The sequence below is a fragment of the Leclercia sp. 29361 genome (assembly GCF_011290365.1).
Taxonomy (GTDB): domain Bacteria; phylum Pseudomonadota; class Gammaproteobacteria; order Enterobacterales; family Enterobacteriaceae; genus Enterobacter; species Enterobacter tamurae.
The window spans coordinates 2,817,934-2,836,147 of record NZ_CP049786.1 but is presented as its reverse complement, the minus strand read 5'-3'; the positions used below and the strand labels follow the sequence as shown (position 1 = coordinate 2,836,147).

Annotated in this window: 17 protein-coding genes; 10 read left to right on the top strand and 7 right to left on the bottom strand. The window is 58.3% G+C overall.

Annotation, left to right across the window (positions count from 1 at the left end):
- Positions 1-18: 18 nt before the first annotated feature.
- The gene (locus tag G7090_RS13500) at positions 19-678 is read left to right on the top strand and encodes a fumarylacetoacetate hydrolase family protein (protein WP_106993271.1); all 660 of its coding nucleotides are present in this window, start codon (positions 19-21) and stop codon (positions 676-678) included.
- Between the two features lie 93 nt (positions 679-771).
- Positions 772-1,215 carry a YcgN family cysteine cluster protein gene (locus G7090_RS13495; protein ID WP_106993270.1) on the top strand — a complete coding sequence of 148 codons (444 nt, stop codon included), beginning with the start codon at positions 772-774 and terminating at the stop codon, positions 1,213-1,215.
- Between the two features lie 103 nt (positions 1,216-1,318).
- On the opposite strand, the gene dsbB is transcribed toward G7090_RS13495, so the two are convergent.
- Both dsbB and nhaB read right to left on the bottom strand, forming a co-directional pair.
- The gene (gene dsbB, locus G7090_RS13490; protein WP_106993269.1) at positions 1,319-1,849 is read right to left on the bottom strand and encodes a disulfide bond formation protein DsbB; all 531 of its coding nucleotides are present in this window, start codon (positions 1,847-1,849) and stop codon (positions 1,319-1,321) included.
- A 142-nt stretch (positions 1,850-1,991) separates the two neighbouring features.
- Positions 1,992-3,530 (bottom strand): sodium/proton antiporter NhaB, encoded by a 1,539-nt coding sequence (gene nhaB, locus G7090_RS13485; protein ID WP_166182761.1) that lies wholly within the window; start codon positions 3,528-3,530, stop codon positions 1,992-1,994.
- A gap of 197 nt (positions 3,531-3,727) precedes the next feature.
- Here nhaB and fadR point away from each other — a divergent pair, with 197 nt between their 5' ends.
- Entirely contained in the window at positions 3,728-4,447 is a 720-nt protein-coding gene (gene fadR, locus G7090_RS13480; RefSeq protein WP_106993267.1) for a fatty acid metabolism transcriptional regulator FadR, read from the top strand.
- Between the two features lie 130 nt (positions 4,448-4,577).
- Here the strand turns inward: fadR and G7090_RS13475 are convergent, their stop codons facing one another.
- On the bottom strand, positions 4,578-6,110 hold the full coding sequence (locus G7090_RS13475) for a SpoVR family protein (RefSeq protein WP_156264025.1): 1,533 nt from the start codon (positions 6,108-6,110) through the stop codon (positions 4,578-4,580).
- Positions 6,111-6,433: 323 nt separating this feature from the next.
- Here G7090_RS13475 and G7090_RS13470 point away from each other — a divergent pair, with 323 nt between their 5' ends.
- Together G7090_RS13470 and dadX are read left to right on the top strand one after the other, a co-directional pair.
- On the top strand, positions 6,434-7,732 hold the full coding sequence (locus G7090_RS13470; protein ID WP_166182760.1) for a D-amino acid dehydrogenase: 1,299 nt from the start codon (positions 6,434-6,436) through the stop codon (positions 7,730-7,732).
- Positions 7,733-7,744: 12 nt separating this feature from the next.
- Entirely contained in the window at positions 7,745-8,815 is a 1,071-nt protein-coding gene (gene dadX, locus G7090_RS13465) for a catabolic alanine racemase DadX (RefSeq protein WP_166182759.1), read from the top strand.
- A 98-nt stretch (positions 8,816-8,913) separates the two neighbouring features.
- On the opposite strand, the gene G7090_RS13460 is transcribed toward dadX, so the two are convergent.
- Positions 8,914-10,647, bottom strand: coding sequence for a potassium/proton antiporter (locus G7090_RS13460; RefSeq protein ID WP_166182758.1), 1,734 nt, complete (start codon positions 10,645-10,647; stop codon positions 8,914-8,916).
- A gap of 98 nt (positions 10,648-10,745) precedes the next feature.
- Positions 10,746-11,660 (bottom strand): muramoyltetrapeptide carboxypeptidase, encoded by a 915-nt coding sequence (gene ldcA, locus G7090_RS13455; RefSeq protein ID WP_166182757.1) that lies wholly within the window; start codon positions 11,658-11,660, stop codon positions 10,746-10,748.
- 113 nt (positions 11,661-11,773) lie between these two features.
- Here ldcA and emtA point away from each other — a divergent pair, with 113 nt between their 5' ends.
- Positions 11,774-12,385 carry a membrane-bound lytic murein transglycosylase EmtA gene (emtA, locus tag G7090_RS13450; protein WP_106993261.1) on the top strand — a complete coding sequence of 204 codons (612 nt, stop codon included), beginning with the start codon at positions 11,774-11,776 and terminating at the stop codon, positions 12,383-12,385.
- 36 nt (positions 12,386-12,421) lie between these two features.
- Here the strand turns inward: emtA and G7090_RS13445 are convergent, their stop codons facing one another.
- Complete coding sequence (locus G7090_RS13445) at positions 12,422-13,153, bottom strand: flagellar brake protein (RefSeq protein ID WP_106993260.1); 732 nt, start codon at positions 13,151-13,153, stop codon at positions 12,422-12,424.
- A gap of 207 nt (positions 13,154-13,360) precedes the next feature.
- Here G7090_RS13445 and G7090_RS13440 point away from each other — a divergent pair, with 207 nt between their 5' ends.
- Complete coding sequence (locus G7090_RS13440) at positions 13,361-13,615, top strand: GlsB/YeaQ/YmgE family stress response membrane protein (RefSeq protein WP_106993259.1); 255 nt, start codon at positions 13,361-13,363, stop codon at positions 13,613-13,615.
- Between the two features lie 78 nt (positions 13,616-13,693).
- On the opposite strand, the gene G7090_RS13435 is transcribed toward G7090_RS13440, so the two are convergent.
- Complete coding sequence (locus G7090_RS13435) at positions 13,694-15,457, bottom strand: alpha,alpha-trehalase (protein WP_166182756.1); 1,764 nt, start codon at positions 15,455-15,457, stop codon at positions 13,694-13,696.
- A gap of 228 nt (positions 15,458-15,685) precedes the next feature.
- Here G7090_RS13435 and G7090_RS13430 point away from each other — a divergent pair, with 228 nt between their 5' ends.
- From G7090_RS13430 to G7090_RS13420, 3 genes are all read left to right on the top strand, one after another.
- Positions 15,686-16,483, top strand: coding sequence for an OBAP family protein (locus tag G7090_RS13430; RefSeq protein ID WP_166182755.1), 798 nt, complete (start codon positions 15,686-15,688; stop codon positions 16,481-16,483).
- Positions 16,484-16,495: 12 nt separating this feature from the next.
- Positions 16,496-17,332 carry an MBL fold metallo-hydrolase gene (locus G7090_RS13425; RefSeq protein ID WP_166182754.1) on the top strand — a complete coding sequence of 279 codons (837 nt, stop codon included), beginning with the start codon at positions 16,496-16,498 and terminating at the stop codon, positions 17,330-17,332.
- Between the two features lie 128 nt (positions 17,333-17,460).
- Positions 17,461-18,210: a phage antirepressor KilAC domain-containing protein gene (locus G7090_RS13420; protein ID WP_106993255.1), complete on the top strand. Its 750-nt coding sequence runs from the start codon at positions 17,461-17,463 to the stop codon at positions 18,208-18,210.
- The last annotated feature ends 4 nt before the right edge of the window (positions 18,211-18,214 follow it).

The following is an 18,214-nucleotide window of genomic DNA, read 5'->3' as shown; positions in this document are numbered from 1 at the left end:
ACCGTTCAGGGGACGTCTATGTATCAACATCATAACTGGCAAGGAGCCTTACTGGATTATCCGGTAAGTAAAGTCGTCTGCGTAGGAAGTAATTACGCAAAGCATATTCAGGAAATGGGAAGTGCGGTTCCGGACGAGCCGGTGCTGTTCATTAAACCGGAAACGGCACTCTGTGATATTCGCCAGCCGCTGGCGTTACCCCAGGGGCTGGGCTCGGTTCACCACGAAGTGGAGCTGGCGGTGCTGATAGGTGCTACGCTGCGCCAGGCCTCTGAAGATCATGTGCAGAAGGCGATTGCCGGTTATGGTGTGGCGCTGGATCTGACCCTGCGCGACGTGCAGGGCAAAATGAAGAAAGCGGGCCAGCCGTGGGAAAAAGCCAAAGGCTTTGATAACTCCTGCCCGATCTCCGGGTTTGTACCGGTATCGGAATTTCAGGACGATCCGCAGAACACCACCCTGAGCCTGAAGGTGAACGGCGAGGTGCGTCAGCAGGGCTCCACCGCCGACATGATCCACAAGATTGTGCCGCTGATTGCCTATATGAGCCGTTATTTCACCCTGAAACCGGGGGATGTGATCCTCACCGGCACCCCGGAAGGGGTGGGTCCGCTCTCCGGCGGCGACGAACTGGAAGTGGCCGTTAACGGCCTGTCACTGAAAACCCGCGTGCTGTAACCCCCGCTTGCCGCCCCTTTTGGGCGGCAAAACTTGCATCGAGGTGCCAGACTGGTTATAAGGTGCGCTTTATTTTGACGTGTGGACATCCTTATGAGCGACATTCCTTTCTGGCAAAGCAAAACTCTCGACAACATGACCGACGCCGAGTGGGAATCGCTGTGTGACGGCTGCGGGCAGTGCTGCCTGCATAAGCTGATGGATGAAGACTCGGATGAAATCTATTTCACCAACGTCGCCTGCAACCAGCTGAACATCAAAACCTGCCAGTGCCGTAACTACGAGCGCCGGTTCGAGTTAGAGCCGGACTGCATCAAACTGACCCGCGACAACCTGCCAACCTTTGAATGGCTGCCGCCGACCTGCGCCTATCGCCTGCTGGCGGAAGGGAAGGAATTGCCGAAATGGCACCCGCTGCTGGCCGGTTCGAAAGCGGCGATGCACGGCGAGCGGATTTCTGTGCGCCATATTGCGGTGCGAGAATCTGAAGTGCGCGACTGGGAAGACCATATTATGAATCATCCCAACCGCAGCTAATAAAAAACCCGCCGCGGCGGGTTTTTTAATGCCCGGCGGCGCTTCGCTTGCGCGGGCCTACGAGCCTGTAGGTCGGGTAAGCGCAGCGCCACCCGACGTTTTTTTATCTGCCAAACAAATCGCGTTTTTTCGGTTTAAACGGCTGGGCAATCAGTACCAGCAGCGCCACGACCAGATAAGCGGCAAAAATGCCCACCAGCCACTGCGGCATCTCGAGGGTCAGGAACTCCCACTGACGCACAGAGCAGTCGCCGCTGGCCACGAACACCTGCGGCAGCCACTTGTCCAGCGGCAGCCAGCTCGGGAAGCTGGCGGCAAAATCACAGGTCTGAAACGGCGACGGGTGCAGCTGGATCATGGTGTGCTCCCAGGCCAGCTGAAGCCCTTTTCCGGCGCTGTACAGCCAGATAGCAATCGCACCGTAGCGCAGCGGGCTTTTTGGGGCGATGGCGCCCACCAGGCCTGCGCCCATCACGCCAAACAGCGCGCAACGTTCATAGATACACAGCACGCAGGGCTTCAGCAACATCACATGCTGGAACCACAATGCCACCATTTCGAGCGCGAAGGCGGTCAGGGCCAACAGCAACCAGGCTCCGCGTCCACGCGAGCACTGATTTAAAAATTTCAACATAATCATTTCCCTGGAACAGGTATAGAAAGCGCAGTGTAAACGAAAACAATTCGCGCGCCACTGTCAGCGCGCAAAATATAACGTAATCGGATATTTATCATTCGTCAGTGCAGCCGGGCAATAAATTACCCGGCTGACTCACTTAATGCGTCGCCAGTATACCCGCCTGCAGCATCCATTGGGTAACAGGAATGAGGGTAATTTTGACGCACAACAAACCGACGCCGGTTAATACCACCGTATAGGGCAGCGCCATCCACACCATCCGACCATAAGAGAGTCTAATCAGGGGAGCCAGCGCCGAGGTGAGCAGGAACAGGAACGCCGCCTGGCCGTTCGGCGTGGCGACGGAGGGCAGGTTGGTACCGGTGTTAATCGCCACCGCCAGCAGTTCAAACTGTTGCTGGTTTATCGCGCCGCTCTGCAGTGCAGATTTGGCCTCATTGATATAGACCGAGCCGACAAACACGTTGTCGGAGATGGCCGACAGCAGGCCGTTAAACAGATAGAACAGCGACAGCTGGGCGTCCGCCTCGGCCTGCAGCACATAGCGAATGATCGGCGCAAACAGCTGCTGGTCGACAATCACCGCCACCACCGCGAAAAACACCGCCAGCAGAGCGGTAAACGGCAGCGCTTCGGTAAAGGCTTTGCCGATGGCGTGCTCATCCGTCACGCCGGTAAAGGAGGTCGCCAGGATGATCACCGACAGGCCGATTAATCCCACCTCCGCCAGATGAAACGCCAGGGCGATAATCAGCCAGACGCCAATGATGCTCTGAAAAATCAGCGCCAGCTTCTGCTGACGAGTACGCTGGCTGCGGCTCTCATCGTCATAACGCTGTAATACCTCGCGAACCTGGGTCGGCAGCAGGGTGCCGTAACCAAACCATTTAAACTTCTCTACCAGCCAGCAGGTGAGCAGACCGCACACCAGTACCGGCACGCTGACCGGGGCCACGCGCAGGAAAAACTCGGTAAAGTTCCAGCCAACGGCTTTGGCGATGATCAGGTTCTGCGGTTCGCCGACCATGGTCATCACCCCGCCCAGCGCGGTGCCTATACCAGCGTGCATCATCAGGCTGCGCAGGAAGGCGCGGAACTGCTCCAGCACCTCGCGCTGTTGGGTATCGACATGGTTGTCATCGTGCAGGCTATCTTCCGGCTTTGCGGAGGCCACCCGGTGATAGATCCCATAGAAGCCGACGGCGACGCTGATCACCACCGCCACCACGGTCAGGGCATCGAGGAAGGCCGACAGAAACGCAGCCGCTACGCAGAAGGCCAGCGACAGCAGCGTTTTCGAGGGGATGCTCAGCAGCAGGCGGGTAAAGATAAACAGCAGCAGCTGCTTCATAAAGTAGATCCCGGCCACCATAAACATCAGCAGCAGGAGCACTTCGAGATTGTTTGCCAGCTCCTCTTTCACATGTTCCGCGCTGGTCATACCGATCGCCACCGCCTCGAAGGCCAGCAGGCCGCCCGGTAGCAGGGGGTAACATTTCAGCGCCATCGCCAGGGTAAATATGAACTCTGCCACCAGCAGCCAGCCTGCGGCGAAGGAGTCGACAACAAAGATAAGCGGGTTAAGAACCAGAAAAACAACCAGGGTTGCTTTATACCAGTCGGGGGACTGGCCTAAAAAATTGCGCCACAGGGCGCGGCTATAAGACATTTCCACAACAGATTTCCTTGCCCATCACATAATTACGGATTAAGTATACGCAAACCGGGCCAGGCAAGGGGCGCGGGCCGAAATTTTAAATGATAAAAATAAAACGGCGATCCCTTTTTTCTCGCCTCGCTGCGCTATCTGCCTCTGTCTGCCTCTGGTATGATGAGTGAATTTTGTAAAAAGCAGTTAATGGAAAACTCACTATGGTCATAAAGGCGCAAAGCCCGGCGGGTTTCGCGGAAGAGTACATTATCGAGAGCATCTGGAATAACCGTTTCCCCCCTGGCTCGATCCTTCCCGCAGAACGCGAACTCTCTGAACTGATTGGCGTCACACGTACCACCTTACGTGAAGTGTTGCAGCGACTGGCCCGCGATGGCTGGCTGACGATCCAACACGGCAAACCGACCAAAGTGAATAACTTCTGGGAAACGTCGGGTCTGAATATTCTTGAAACGCTGGCGCGTCTCGATCACGAGAGCGTTCCGCAGCTGATCGATAATCTGCTCTCCGTACGTACCAACATCGCCACCATCTTTATCCGCACGGCATTCCGCCAGCACCCGGATAAGGCCCTCGAAGTGCTGAACCGCGCTACCGCAGTGGAAGATCACGCCGATGCCTTTGCCCTGCTGGATTACAATGTTTTCCGCGGCCTGGCCTTTGCCTCCGGTAACCCGATCTACGGCCTGATCCTCAACGGGATGAAAGGGCTCTATACCCGCATTGGCCGTCACTACTTCGCCAATCCGGAAGCCCGCAGCCTGGCGCTCGGCTTCTACCATAAGCTGAGCGAACTCTGCTCTGAAGGGATGCACGACCAGGTGTACGACACCGTGCGTCGCTACGGTCGTGAAAGCGGCGAGATCTGGCACCGGATGCAGAAATCCCTGCCGGGCGACCTGGTCATCCAGGGACGCTAAAACAAAAAACCTCTCGCGTGAGAGGTTTTTTTTCGCCGGGTGGCGGCTGCGCCTTACCCGGCCTACAACATCTGCAACACGGGTAGGCCGGGTAAGCGAAGCGCCACCCGGCAAAACAAGCCGCACCGAATTACAACATATTCCCCTTAACCGGGCACCGTTCCAGCAGCTCCACGCTGCCGTCTTCATTCTGCTGCTCGAGCATAATGTCAAAGCCCCACAGGCGATGGACGTGCTTCAGCACTTCCTTGCGCCCTTTGTCCAGCGGGGCGCGGTTATGCGGGATATAGCGCAGCGTCAGGGAGCGATCCCCGCGCAGATCCACATTCCAGACCTGGATATTCGGCTCCAGATTGCTCAAATTGTACTGAGCCGAGAGCCGGGAGCGGATCTCACGATACCCCTCTTCATTGTGGATCGCCGAAATCTCCAGATAGTTGTTGTGATCGTCATCCAGCACCGTAAACAGGCGGAAGTCACGCATCACCTTCGGCGACAGGAACTGGCTGATAAAGCTCTCATCCTTGAAGTCACGCATCGCGAAATGCAGCGTCTCCAGCCAGTCGGACCCGGCGATATCCGGGAACCAGTATTTATCCTCTTCCGTCGGGTTCTGACAGATACGCTTGATGTCCTGGAACATGGCAAAGCCCAGCGCATACGGGTTAATACCGCTGTACCACGGGCTGTTGTAAGGCGGCTGGAACACCACGTTGGTGTGGCTGTGCAGGAACTCCAGCATAAAGCGCTCAGTCACTTTGCCTTCGTCATACAGGTGGTTAAGGATGGTGTAGTGCCAGAACGTCGCCCAGCCTTCGTTCATCACCTGGGTCTGTTTTTGCGGATAGAAATACTGACTCACCTTGCGCACGATGCGCAGGATCTCACGCTGCCACGGCTCCAGCAGCGGGGCGTTCTTCTCCATAAAGTAGAGCAGGTTCTCCTGCGGCTCGGAAGGATAGCGGCGCGCTTCCACTACCGTTTTCTCCTCCTCGCGTTTCGGCAGGGTACGCCAGAGGGTATTCACCTGGCTCTGCAGATACTCTTCCCGGCTTTTCTGACGGGCTTTCTCCTCCTGCAGGGAGATCTTCTGCGGTCGTTTGTAGCGATCCACGCCGTAGTTCATCAGCGCATGGCAGGAGTCGAGCAGCTTCTCTACCTCGTCCACCCCGTAGCGCTCTTCGCACTGGGTAATGTAGTTACGGGCAAAGATCAGATAGTCGACAATCGAACTGGCATCGGTCCAGCTGCGGAACAGGTAGTTATTTTTGAAAAACGAGTTGTGTCCGTAGCAGGCGTGCGCCATCACCAGGGCCTGCATGGTGATGGTGTTCTCTTCCATCAGGTAGGCAATGCAGGGGTTGGAATTGATGACGATCTCATAGGCCAGCCCCTGCTGACCATGCTTGTACAGACGTTCGGTTTCAATGAATTTTTTGCCAAACGACCAGTGGGTATAGTTAATGGGCATCCCGACGCTGGAGTAAGCGTCCATCATCTGCTCGGAGGTGATCACTTCGATTTGATGGGGATAGGCGTCCAGACGGTAGAGTTTCGCTACCCGGTCAATTTCTGCCAGATAGGTATCCAACAGCTCGAATGTCCAGTCGGGTCCATCGCTCAGACGTGTGGTGTCCTTATTCATGGAATCAATAGTAGCCATTAGCGCGCCCTCATTGTTGGTAGCTCTCTCTGTCTGGAGAACCTCTTTTCAAGCATAGAACACGCCATTCAAAAGCGTGCTGGGACGCTATTTTTTTCTTTGCGATTTCCCGTTTTTTCCGTGACGAAAAGGGGGTGTCCGGCAGAATAATATTCTGGTTAAAAATGCCGCGCAGCAGGAGATGCCAAAACCGTGCTACCCCCGTCAACAGGGGAAGGTGTGAGGTAAGTCACCATAAAAAAGGCCTATGTTGAATAATATTTTCGGCTGGGTTATCAATATGTAATCAGAAGATTGTTCTTTTGCTTATTAAGGGAGTGGCTATGCGTGTTGTCATACTGGGAAGTGGCGTCGTTGGCGTAACCAGCGCCTGGTACCTGAGTCAGGCCGGGCACGACGTGACGGTAATTGATCGTGAGCCGGGTCCGGCTCTGGAGACCAGCGCCGCCAACGCCGGGCAGATTTCGCCGGGCTACGCGGCGCCCTGGGCGGCACCGGGTGTGCCCCTGAAGGCGATTAAATGGATGTTCCAGCGCCATGCGCCGCTGGCGATCAGCCTCGACGGCACGCAGTTCCAGCTCAAGTGGATGTGGCAGATGCTGCGCAACTGCGACACCTCGCACTACATGGAAAACAAAGGGCGGATGGTGCGCCTGGCGGAGTACAGCCGCGACTGCCTGAAAGCGCTGCGCGCCTCCACCGGCATTCAGTATGAGGGCCGTCAGGGAGGCACCCTGCAGCTGTTCCGCACCGCCCAGCAGTATGAAAACGCCACCCGGGATATCGCGGTCCTCGAGGATGCCGGGGTCCCGTATCAGTTGCTGGAAGCCAGCCAGCTGGCGCAGGTCGAACCGGCGCTGGCCGAGGTGGCGCACAAGCTCACCGGCGGTTTGCGTCTGCCCAATGACGAAACCGGCGACTGCCAGCTCTTTACCCAGAATCTGGCGCAGATGGCAGAGCAGGCGGGGGTTAAATTCCGCTACAACACGTCGGTGGATAAGCTTCTGTACGAAGGGGACAATATCTACGGCGTGCTGTGCGGCGACGAGGTGGTGAAAGCTGACGCCTACGTAATGGCCTTTGGCTCTTACTCCACCGCCATGCTGAAAGGCATCGTCGATATTCCGGTCTACCCCCTTAAGGGTTACTCGCTCACTATCCCGGTGAAAGAGGAGAGTGGTGCCCCGGTTTCAACTATCCTTGATGAAACATACAAAATCGCGATCACCCGTTTTGATAACCGGATCCGCGTGGGAGGAATGGCGGAAATCGTCGGCTTTAACACCGAGTTGCTGCAACCGCGTCGGGAAACGCTGGAGATGGTAGTGGGCGACCTCTTCCCGCGCGGCGGCTTTATCGAACAGGCGACCTTCTGGACCGGGCTGCGCCCGATGACCCCGGACGGCACGCCCGTCGTGGGCCGCACCCCGTTTAAGAACCTGTGGCTCAACACCGGTCACGGTACGCTGGGCTGGACGATGGCCTGCGGATCGGGGCAGCTCCTCAGTGATTTGATCTCCGGGCGCACACCGGCCATTCCGTTTGATGATTTAAGCGTCGCGCGCTACCGGCCCGGGTTCACTCCGTCACGTCCACAGCATTTACACGGCGCGCATAACTAACAAGGAGTCGTCATGTCCCGTCCTGTTGTGGCTCAGCTGGATCTGCAGGCCCTGAAAGATAACCTGCAAATTGTCCGGCGCGCTGCGCCCGATTCACGCGTCTGGGCGGTGGTCAAAGCCAATGCTTATGGTCACGGTCTGGATCGCGTCTGGAGCGCGTTAAGCGCCGCCGATGGCTTTGCAATGCTCAATCTGGAGGAGGCGATCCTGCTGCGCGAGCGTGGCTGGAAAGGGCCGATCCTGATGCTCGAAGGCTTCTTCAGCAGCGATGAACTGCCGCTGTTTGATAAGTACCGCCTGACCACCAGCGTGCACAGTAACTGGCAGGTTAAGGCGCTGCAGAATGCGAAGCTGCATGCCCCGCTCGATATCTACCTGAAGGTGAACAGCGGCATGAACCGCCTCGGTTTCCAGCCGGATCGGGTCCACAGCGTCTGGCAGCAGCTGCGGGCGTTGAAGAACATCGGCGGGATGACGCTGATGGCCCATTTTGCCGATGCGGAAAAGCCGGACGGCATTGCTGAGCCCATGATGCGCATAGAGCAGGCGGCGGAGGGGCTGGACTGCCCGCGCTCGCTCTCTAACTCGGCGGCGACCCTCTGGCACCCGGAAGCGCATTTCGACTGGGTGCGTCCGGGGATCGTGCTCTACGGCGCGTCACCGTCCGGGCAGTGGCAGGATATCGCCAACAGTGGCCTCAAGCCGGTTATGTCCCTGCGCAGTGAGATTATCGGGGTTCAGACCCTGAAAGCGGGGGATACCGTGGGCTATGGCAGCCGCTACCGCGCCTCGGGCGAGCAGCGGATCGGGATTGTCGCAGGCGGCTATGCCGACGGTTATCCGCGTATCGCCCCAAACGGCACCCCGGTATGGGTGGACGGCGTGCGCACCGGCACGGTCGGCACCGTGTCGATGGATATGCTGGCGATTGATCTTACCCCCTGTCCGCAGGCCGGGATCGGCACGCCGGTTGAGCTGTGGGGCAATGAGGTGAAAGTGGACGACGTCGCGGCTGCGGCGGGCACCATCGGGTACGAGTTATTAACCGCGTTGGCCCCGCGGGTACCCGTGATTACGGTGTGAAGAGACGCCCGGCGGCGCTACGCTTGCCGGGCCTACAAAACCGTGCCTTGTAGGCCGGGTAAGGCGTAGCCGCCACCCGGCAAACCGACCGCACAGAATTATTCCTCGGCATCCTCCGCCACGCGGACGCCCACTTTCCGCACCCTGTTATCTTCTTTCTCCGCCACCGTCCAGATCATCCCGGCAAACTCCACCTGGTCACCTACCACCGGCGCGGCACCGAGCAGCTTCTGGATAATCTCGCCCAGCGTCTGCTGGTTATCACGATACTCCAGCCCTTCCTCCAGGCCGTAGATCAACGCCACGTCGGCAAATTTGGCGCTGGCTTCGAGAATAAAATCACCAAAGAAGCGCTGATCCAGCGCCACCGGCGGCGACTGGCTGAACAGCTTGCCGAGAGCAGGAAGGTCGCGCTCGCGGCCAATCACGCAGAGAATATCCCCCTCACGCAGCCGGGTGCTCCCGGTCGGGTGCAGCAGGGCGTTATCGCGGAACAGGGCGGCAATGCGCGTCTCCTCAGGCATATGCAGATCCCGCAGGGAGGCACCCACGCACCACTTGTCGGCGCTGAGCTGGTAGACAAACTGCTCCCACGGGTTTTCCGGATGAAGGTCCAGCCCCACGCGGGAGACCGGCCAGCCCACCGGTGGGATCACCACTTTGGCCTTTTTCGCCGCCCACGACAGGGACGTGCCCTGGAACAGCAGCGACACCAGCACCACGAAGAAGGCCACGTTAAAGAACAGGCGGGCGTTATCCAGCCCGGCCATCATCGGGAATACCGCGAGGATGATCGGTACCGCGCCGCGCAGTCCCACCCAGCTGATAAACACCCGCTCGCGCAGGTTAAACCCTCTGAACGGCAGCAGGCCAGCAAACACCGACAGCGGACGGGCAAAGAAGATCATCCATATCGACAGCAGCAGGGCCGGAATGGCAATCGGCAGCAGGTCCGACGGAGTGACCAGCAGCCCCAGCACCAGGAACATGCCGATCTGCGCCAGCCAGGCCAGGCCGTCAAAGTTCTGCAGAATGCCAAAGCGGTTGCGGATCGGGCGATTCCCCAGCAGGAAGCCGCACAGGTAGACCGCCAGAATGCCGCTGCCGTCCATCGCGGTGGTCAGGGCGAAAATCAAAATCCCGCCGCTCAGGGCCAGCAGCGGGTAGAGCCCGGCCGGCAGCGAGATACGGTTAATCATCTGTTGCAGCAGATAGCCCCCGGCGAGGCCGATGATGATCCCAAGGCCGAACTGCTGAATGATGTGCCAGGCGAACATCCAGCTCAGGCTGGTCTCATGCTGCTGGATCATCTCTATCAGGGTAATGGTGAGAAACACCGCCATCGGGTCGTTACTGCCGGATTCAATCTCCAGCGTCGAGCCGACACGTTCGTTCAGCCCTTTGCCGCCCAGCAGGGAGAAGACCGCCGCGGCGTCGGTGGAGCCGACGATGGCGCCAATCAGCAGCCCTTCCATGATATCCAGATTAAACAGCCAGGCTGCCATCATCCCGGTCAGGCCGGAGGTAATCAGTACCCCGACCGTTGCCAGCGACAGGGCCGGGCCCAGCGCCACGCGAAACGAGCTGGCCTGGGTGCGCATCCCGCCGTCCAGCAGGATCACCGCCAGCGCGAGGTTACTCACCATGTAGGCAAACGGGTAGTTATCGAAGGGGATCCCGCCGACACCATCAACACCCGCCAGCATGCCGATGGCGAGGAAAATAACCAGAATGGGGATGCCGAGACGAGACGAGAATGAGCTCAATAAAATACTGCAGGTTACAAGAACTGAACCCAGGATAAAAAGACTGATTATTGCTGCGGCATCCAATGTGTGCGTACTCCCTGCGTGACGCGGTGACTATTATTAAAACCCTAACATATTAATGCCCCTTACAGCGTGCTAATCCGGCGCTTAAGGGGCTTTTTTTATGCCTTCAGCACCGGATGACCGCTCAGGGTCAAACAGGTCTTACCTGCGGCATGAACAAGCGAAGCCTGCGCGCCGAGCGGCAGGGTGACGGTCTGTTGTTCATGACCAAAATCGAGCCCGCTGATAATCGGCACTGACACCCGGGAGCGCAGGTAATCGATCATGGTCGCCAGATCGTATCCGGCATCGTAATCATTGGCGGCCGCACCGCTAAAACTGCCGAGGACGATCGCCTGCTGGCGGTCGAGGATCCCCGCGTGGTACAGCTGGAGCAGCATGCGCTCAACCCGGAACGGATGCTCGTTGATATCCTCCAGCACCAGAATGCCGTTCTCAATGGCGGGCAGCCAGCGGGTGCCGATCAGCGACACCACCATTGCCAGATTGCCGCCCCATAGCTGGCCTGCGCGTTCACACGCCGGACCTTCGCCCTGCCACTCCACGGAGTAGGTTTTGTTTTGCAGCGCGCGCCAGAAATGATCCAGGGTAAAGGCGTCCAGCTCGGGGGCGCCAAAGTTGCCCGCCAGCATCGGGCCGCTAAAGGTGATGATGTTATGCAGTGCCAGCAGGCCCAGCTGGATAACGGTGAAATCGCTGTGACCGCAAATCAGCAGCGGATCCTGCTGCTGGCGTGTAGCCAGACCCTGCCAGTCGATCTGCTCCAGCAGGCGGCTGGCGCCGTATCCCCCGCGCACCGCCAGCACTATTTGGTTGTCACCCTCGAGGCGGGTGAGGGCGTTAATGTCGTTCAGCCGCTGCGCCTCGGTCCCGGCAAATCGCTGCTGGCGGCGGGGTATAATTATCTGATTTTGCACCTGATGCCCGTCGTCCAGTAAACGCGCAACGCCCCGTTGGGCCGCCTCCTGATTAATGCAGTAACCTGATGGTGCGATGAGATGAAACTGAGACATGGCATTTCCTTGCTGACTTATAAATCTAAATGTATATATCATGCCGCCTGAGCGCATCCTTCATCAAGCGGAGGATAGGGTAACAGCGATGAATGACCATAAGGACAGATGACGTGAAATTGAGATGGTTTGCTTTTTTGATTGTGTTGCTTGCAGGATGCAGTTCAAAGCAGGATTACAACAAAACCGAATGGAACCCGGAAGTGCCGGTCAAACGGGCGATGCAGTGGATGCCGATCAGCGAAAAAGCCGGTGAAGCCTGGGGCGTCAGCCCGCGTCTGGTGACCGCCATCATTGCGGTGGAGTCGGGCGGGAATCCAAATCTGGTGAGTAAATCGAACGCGGTGGGCCTGATGCAGCTGAAAGCCTCCACTGCCGGGCGAGAGGTCTACCGGCATATGGGCTGGAGCGGACAGCCCTCCACCAGCGAGCTGAAGAACCCGGAGCGCAATATCTCGATGGGCACCGCCTATCTGAGCATTCTGGAGCACGGGATCCTGAAGGGAATTGAGGATCCGGAAGTGATGCAGTATGCGCTGGTGGTGTCGTACGTTAACGGGGCAGGCGCGCTGCTGCGCACCTTCTCCTCGGATCGCAAAAAGGCGATTGCCGAGATCAACGACCTGGACAAAGACGAGTTCTTTGAGCACGTCGTGAATAATCACCCAGCCCCGCAGGCGCCGCGCTATATCTGGAAAGTACAGAAGGCGATGGACGCCATGTAATCCGTTGCCGGGCAGCCACGCGCTGCCCGGTCGCGATCAACGCACCTTGTTGGCGCGCTCCCGCGCTTCACGTTCCAGCGAGTAGATAATTCGCTGCAGTTCACGCTCCGGGCCTGGCCCGACATTGAGAAAACGGAAGCTCAGACGCGGCGTGGTGATGGTTTCGTTTTTGCTGTCCACGACCTTACGTTCACTCACCGTGATCAGCTGCGCATCGAAGAAGAAGCGACCCCAGCCGCCCATATCCAGTTCGATTTGCGAGAAGCGCATCCCCTCCACCAGTGCCTCAGGTTTTGCGCTATCCATCAGCGCCCCCATGCCGCCCAGCGACAGATCGTGCAGACGAAAACGGATCACGCTCTTGTCCGGCATTTTGGCTTTGCAGAAGTAGGCCGGATGCAGGGGGGCATTGATACGGAAAAACTCCCGTCGCTGGATACACCATACCGAGGCCGGCAGGGAGGTGATAAAGGCCGGTAGTCCCTGCCAGGTTCCCTGTTCCAGTTGCGGCAGGTCGAACTCCACCTTCGCCCCCTGGGTGTCGGCGGCCACGGTGATGATTTCTGCGCGCAGCACCGAGCGGTTTTCGTACTCCTGACTACCCAAATCCATCACCAGCCGTTCTGGCGTGGCATCCAGAATTTTGCTGATGAACTGGTTGTTCCCCCAGCTGATACGCACGGGAACGCCCTGTTTTTGCAGATCGCGTAATACCCCTAATACAGCCAGCGGATTAGTTTTCAGGAACTGCTCACTGTAATTACTCACGCCCGAGGGCTCCTCGATAGATGACAGTCTGTGGTTGCGTTATCGGCATCTGTGCGCGGAACTTAATACAAACCAGCAATTATTTTTTTCGTCAGAGCCGCAATTAAGTCAGTGTACTCAAAATGGTTTTCTGGCTATTGCCTATACTTAATTGACCTACGCAGACGGGTGTTCTGCGTAAGCTTAACTCTGCAAGAGGGCATCGCTATGGGTATCATCGCCTGGATTATTTTTGGTCTTATTGCTGGTGTTATCGCAAAATTCATCATGCCTGGACGGGATGGTGGTGGCTTTATTGTGACCTGTATCCTTGGGGTCGTAGGTGCGGTTGTCGGCGGCTGGCTGGCAACGATGTTTGGCATCGGCGGCAATGTATCCGGATTTAACCTGCAAAGTTTTCTGGTGGCCGTGGTTGGCGCTATTCTCGTGCTTCTCATCTACAGAATGGTACGACGCGCCTGACCCACGTAAAAACGGCTCTTGTTAAGAGCCGTTTTTTTGTACCGGGTGGCGGCTACGCCTTACCCGGCCTGGGACACCTTACTGCCCGACACTCTTCTGCGTTTGTGTCGATTCATCATTCGCGGCTGGCTGTGAGGTGGACGGGGTACTGGCCGCCGGTTGATTACTGGTGGCCGCTGGGGTGGTGGTCACCGGTTCATCATTCGCCGCAGGCTGCTGGGCGGGCAGTTTGTCGCAAGGGTTGGCCTGCGGGCAAACCAGATCCAGCATCTTCAGCGTCACGCCGTTGGTCCAGCCGAAGCCGTCCTGCAGCGGATATTCACCGCCACCGCCACCCGTGCCGGTAGTGGACACATCATATTTCTCCACCAGCTTCTGCTCGCGATCGTAGGTGTGCTGCACGTTGGTGAGGAAGCGCCAGGTGACGTCCATCGCCACTTTTTTATGCCCGTAGTTCTGCAAGCCTTCGGTGGCCACCCACTGCAACGGTGCCCAGCCGTTTGGCGCATCCCACTGCTGACCGCTGTTGACGTTGGTCGTCGCAATCCCACCGGCTTTCAGCAGCTGAGCCTCGGCGGCTGAGGCCGTCTTGTCCGCACGCTCCTGTGAGGCTGCCTGCACGTACAGCGGGAACAGCGCCGCGGCGGTCAGCTGATCGCGCACCTGTTTGGTTTTCAGATCGTAATCCGCATACCAGCCCTGTTTGTCGTTCCACAGATAGCGCTCCATCGCTTTCTGACGATCGGCTGCCAGACCCTCATAACGGCTGGCGGCTGCACTGTCGCCCCCATCCTGACTGGCTTTCGCCAGCAGTTTTTCCATCTTGAACATCAGGGCGTTCAGATCCACCGGCACGATGCTGGTGGTGCGGATCGTCCCCAGCTGCTGCGGATCGTCCATCCAGCGCGAGCTAAAGTCCCACCCGGAGGCGGCGGCGGAACGCAGATCGCGGTAGATCTCGGTCGCCGGGCGGTTCGGGTATTTTTTCGCGGTATTGATGTCATCCAGCCAGGATTCCGGGCGCGGCGTATCGCGGTTGTCCCAGTAGCGGTTCAGCACCGCACCATCGTCCAGCTTCACCACCCGCTGGCTGGCCTGACCCGGCTGAAGGGCATCCACCCCCTCCATCCAGTAGGCGTACTCTTTTTCCATCTGCGGACGGTATTTTTTCAGCGCCTCGCTGTCGTGGGTCGCCAGCAGTTCAACCATCAGGGAGAAGAACGGCGGCTGGGAGCGGCTCAGGTAGTAGCTGCGGTTGCCGTTGGGGATGTGGCCCCAGCTATCCAGTTCGTAAGCGAAGTTAGCCACCATATCGGCGACTTTGTCCCAGTGACCGCTCTCGGCCAGCCCCAGCATGGTGAAGTAGCTGTCCCAGTAGTAAATCTCGCGGAAACGTCCCCCTGGCACCACATAAGGTTTCGGCAGCGGCAACAGTGAATCCCACTTCCCGGCGCTGGAGGTGGTGCGGGTCAGCACCGGCCACAGGCCGTCGATATGCGCACGCAGGCTCTGCCCGGCTGGCGGAACGTATTTTTCATTTTCAGTCGGCAGGGTGAAGTTCATGTCGACAAAATGCCGCAGGTCGAAGCCGGACTGTTTTCGCTGCATGTGGTAATCAGCAAGGATCGCCTGGGGATCGTTTTTTGGCACCGCATCGGCAAAGGTTTTCTGGTCGGGGAAGAGTTTGGCGCTTTGCACATCGTTAAACAGAGGACCAAACAGAATGTCCGGGGGCTGTTTCTGGGTGCTGGACGAGTCGTCCGCATAGCTGAAGGCGGTGATCCCAAGCAGGATGCCGCCAATCGCCAGCCGCAGTGTAGGGTGGCGTTGAGGTCTCATCATGGTTGTTCTCCTAAGTTCGCTGGGCAGCGTGACCGCTGTCATCAATCACCTGAAAACCTTAGACGAATCTTAGCCACTTAGCGTGTCGGATAGCGCATTTTGCGCATAACCAGACAATTTACCGTTGCGGACAAACCACAGCGAAGCCGCTGTTTTTTCTGATATATGCCGGATCAATCCCGACATCTGCACTACCTTCATAACCAGGTTAAGCAAAAGGGAGTGCCAATGAAATCGTTACCTTTGATCGTGCCAGCCATCCTGCTTCTTGTCGGCTGTGGGGCGAACAACTCCCCGCCGCAGGCACCCATCCCTGGTGAAAGCACCTCCGCCAAAATGCGCACTCTGGAAACGGGCGCCCAGGTTATTCAGTCCCGCCCGCCGGTGGAGGCCATCAGCGCTTATCTTGACGGCTTTCATTTTTACAGCGGGGATAAAAACGGCCAGATGGAGGCCCATCACTACGTGACCGTGCTTAACGAAGAGGTTATGCAGGCGGTCATCTATGACGGCAATACGAAGGATGCCCGGCTGATGGGGGTCGAATACATCATCAGCGAGCGCCTGTTTAACACCCTGCCGCCGGAGGAGAAAAAGCTCTGGCACAGCCATCAGTACGAAGTGAAGTCGGGCAGTCTGGTAGCACCCGGCCTGCCTGCGGTGGCCGACAAGGCGCTGATGAGCAAAATCGTCAACACCTACGGCAAAACCTGGCACACCTGGCACACGGATCGCGACAAAACCCTGCCGCTCGGCATCCCGGCCCTGATGATGGGCTTTACCGGGGAAGGGCAGCTCGATCCGGCCCTGCTGGCGGATCGCGATCGGCGTCTTGATATTGATACCCAGGAGATTAAACGCCAGCGCGCCGATATCGTCGCCCACCCGGTGGCGAAAGGCGCCAATGCCTGGCAGCAGGGCGAGGTGATTCAGCTCCGGCGCGTGCAGGGGAGCGGGGAACACGGTCACGGCGACACCGCGCATTTTGGCACCGCCGAGCAGAGCCAGCAGACGCATTCACATTGATGAGGAGGCGATATGAAGATCCATCACCTTAACTGCGGGTGTATGTGCCCGCTGGGCGGCGCGTTTTACGATGGTTTCAGCAAGGGGCTGCATGCGCATCTGGTCTGCCACTGCCTGTTGATTGAAACCGAGCGCGACGGGCTGGTACTGGTGGATACCGGCTTCGGGCAGGGGGACGTGCGCGAGCCCTCCCGGCTGTCGGGCTTTTTCCGGGCGCTGAATAACATCCAGCGCCGGGAGTCGCTCACGGCACGCGCCCAGGTTGAGGCGCTGGGCTTCAGTGTGGCGGACGTCCGCCATATCATCCTGACGCATCTGGATTTCGACCACGCGGGTGGGCTGACCGATTTCCCTCACGCGCGCATCCATTTAATGCAGCAGGAGATCGACACCGCCCAGCGACGCCACAGCTGGCTGCAGCGGGAGCGCTATCGCCCCGGGCAATGGAGCGCCACCTCTGGCTGGGAGGGCTATCAGGTGCAGGGCGAGCGCTGGTTTGGCTTCGACGCGGTAACGGCGCTGAACGGGCTGCCGCCGGAGATCCTGCTGGTGCCGCTGGCCGGGCACACGCCGGGCCACGCGGGCATTGCCATCCGCCAGCCGCAGCGGTGGCTGCTGCACGGTGGCGACGCCTGGTTTTACCGGGATGAGATGCGCCAGCCGCAGCGCCACTGTACCCCCGGGCTGCGCTTTTACCAGTGGATGATGGCGATGGACAACGCTACCCGGCGGCACAATCAGCAGCGGTTGCGCGAGCTCTCCTGTTCGCACGCCCACGACATCACTTTTTTCTGTAGCCATGACGCACGGGAACTGGAAAGCCTGGCGACGCAGCCAAAACCGTCCTGATTACCGGAACTTAGGCGTGGCCTGCTTTCCGGGGGAGACGCCTAAAAATTATACTGGATATTTGAACAGGTATTTGTATACTATTAGAGCAAATTACCCATGTAATGTATGAGTGAGGGGTGAAACCTATGGTAATTCCTGTTGAAAATTTCCAGTCCAACGATCGGCTTGCCACCATCAGCAGCCGCGAAATCGCCAAAATGACCGGTATCGCCCATACCGAGGTGAAACGCATGGTGACGAGTCTGGAAACAGCGCAGCGTCTTTCGCAGCCGGTAACGGCCAGTCTGTACGAGCGCGAAGGTGAAACGCGGCAGGAGTTTTTGCTGAATAAACGAGACTCCCTGCTGACGGTTTCGCGTATTTCTCCGGGCTTTACGGCTGCCATGCTGGATCGCTGGCAGGAGCGGGAACGAAACGCCAATATCCCGGACTTCACTAACCCGGCGGCGGCAGCACGCGCCTGGGCCGAGCAGTATGAAAAATGCCATCGGGCGGAGGAGCAGCTGGCGCTCTGGGCCCCAAAGGCGGCGTTTTTTGACCAGTTCGTTAAGGTGAAAGAGGCGATGGGGTTCCGTCAGCTCTGTAAAATGCTCAAAGCCAAAGAGCCGCAGTTCCGCGAGTTCCTGCTGGAGCGCAATATCATGCAGCGCGTTGGCGGCAATCTGGTTCCGCCGCAGCACCATATCGACGCGGGTTATTTTACCCTGCACAGCGGCGTGGGCGAGAACCAGCATACCTGGTCCCAGGCGCGCTTTACCGCCCGCGGGGTGAAATGGGTGGCGGATCTGTGGTCGAAACATCTCTCCACTCTGGCCATCGAACTGCCGCGCGAGGATCGCACCGAAGGGAAAATGACCCAGCAGAGCTGGCTTTAACTGT

Excerpts from the sequence above, each read along its gene's own strand:
- G7090_RS13500 (WP_106993271.1), top strand. The coding sequence starts at position 19 with ATGTATCAACATCATAACTGGCAAGGAGCCTTACTGGATTATCCGGTA.
- G7090_RS13495 (WP_106993270.1), top strand. The coding sequence starts at position 772 with ATGAGCGACATTCCTTTCTGGCAAAGCAAAACTCTCGACAACATGACC.
- dsbB (WP_106993269.1), bottom strand. The coding sequence starts at position 1,849 with ATGTTGAAATTTTTAAATCAGTGCTCGCGTGGACGCGGAGCCTGGTTG.
- fadR (WP_106993267.1), top strand. The coding sequence starts at position 3,728 with ATGGTCATAAAGGCGCAAAGCCCGGCGGGTTTCGCGGAAGAGTACATT.
- G7090_RS13475 (WP_156264025.1), bottom strand. The coding sequence starts at position 6,110 with ATGGCTACTATTGATTCCATGAATAAGGACACCACACGTCTGAGCGAT.
- G7090_RS13470 (WP_166182760.1), top strand. The coding sequence starts at position 6,434 with ATGCGTGTTGTCATACTGGGAAGTGGCGTCGTTGGCGTAACCAGCGCC.
- dadX (WP_166182759.1), top strand. The coding sequence starts at position 7,745 with ATGTCCCGTCCTGTTGTGGCTCAGCTGGATCTGCAGGCCCTGAAAGAT.
- ldcA (WP_166182757.1), bottom strand. The coding sequence starts at position 11,660 with ATGTCTCAGTTTCATCTCATCGCACCATCAGGTTACTGCATTAATCAG.
- G7090_RS13440 (WP_106993259.1), top strand. The coding sequence starts at position 13,361 with ATGGGTATCATCGCCTGGATTATTTTTGGTCTTATTGCTGGTGTTATC.
- G7090_RS13435 (WP_166182756.1), bottom strand. The coding sequence starts at position 15,457 with ATGATGAGACCTCAACGCCACCCTACACTGCGGCTGGCGATTGGCGGC.
- G7090_RS13430 (WP_166182755.1), top strand. The coding sequence starts at position 15,686 with ATGAAATCGTTACCTTTGATCGTGCCAGCCATCCTGCTTCTTGTCGGC.
- G7090_RS13425 (WP_166182754.1), top strand. The coding sequence starts at position 16,496 with ATGAAGATCCATCACCTTAACTGCGGGTGTATGTGCCCGCTGGGCGGC.
- G7090_RS13420 (WP_106993255.1), top strand. The coding sequence starts at position 17,461 with ATGGTAATTCCTGTTGAAAATTTCCAGTCCAACGATCGGCTTGCCACC.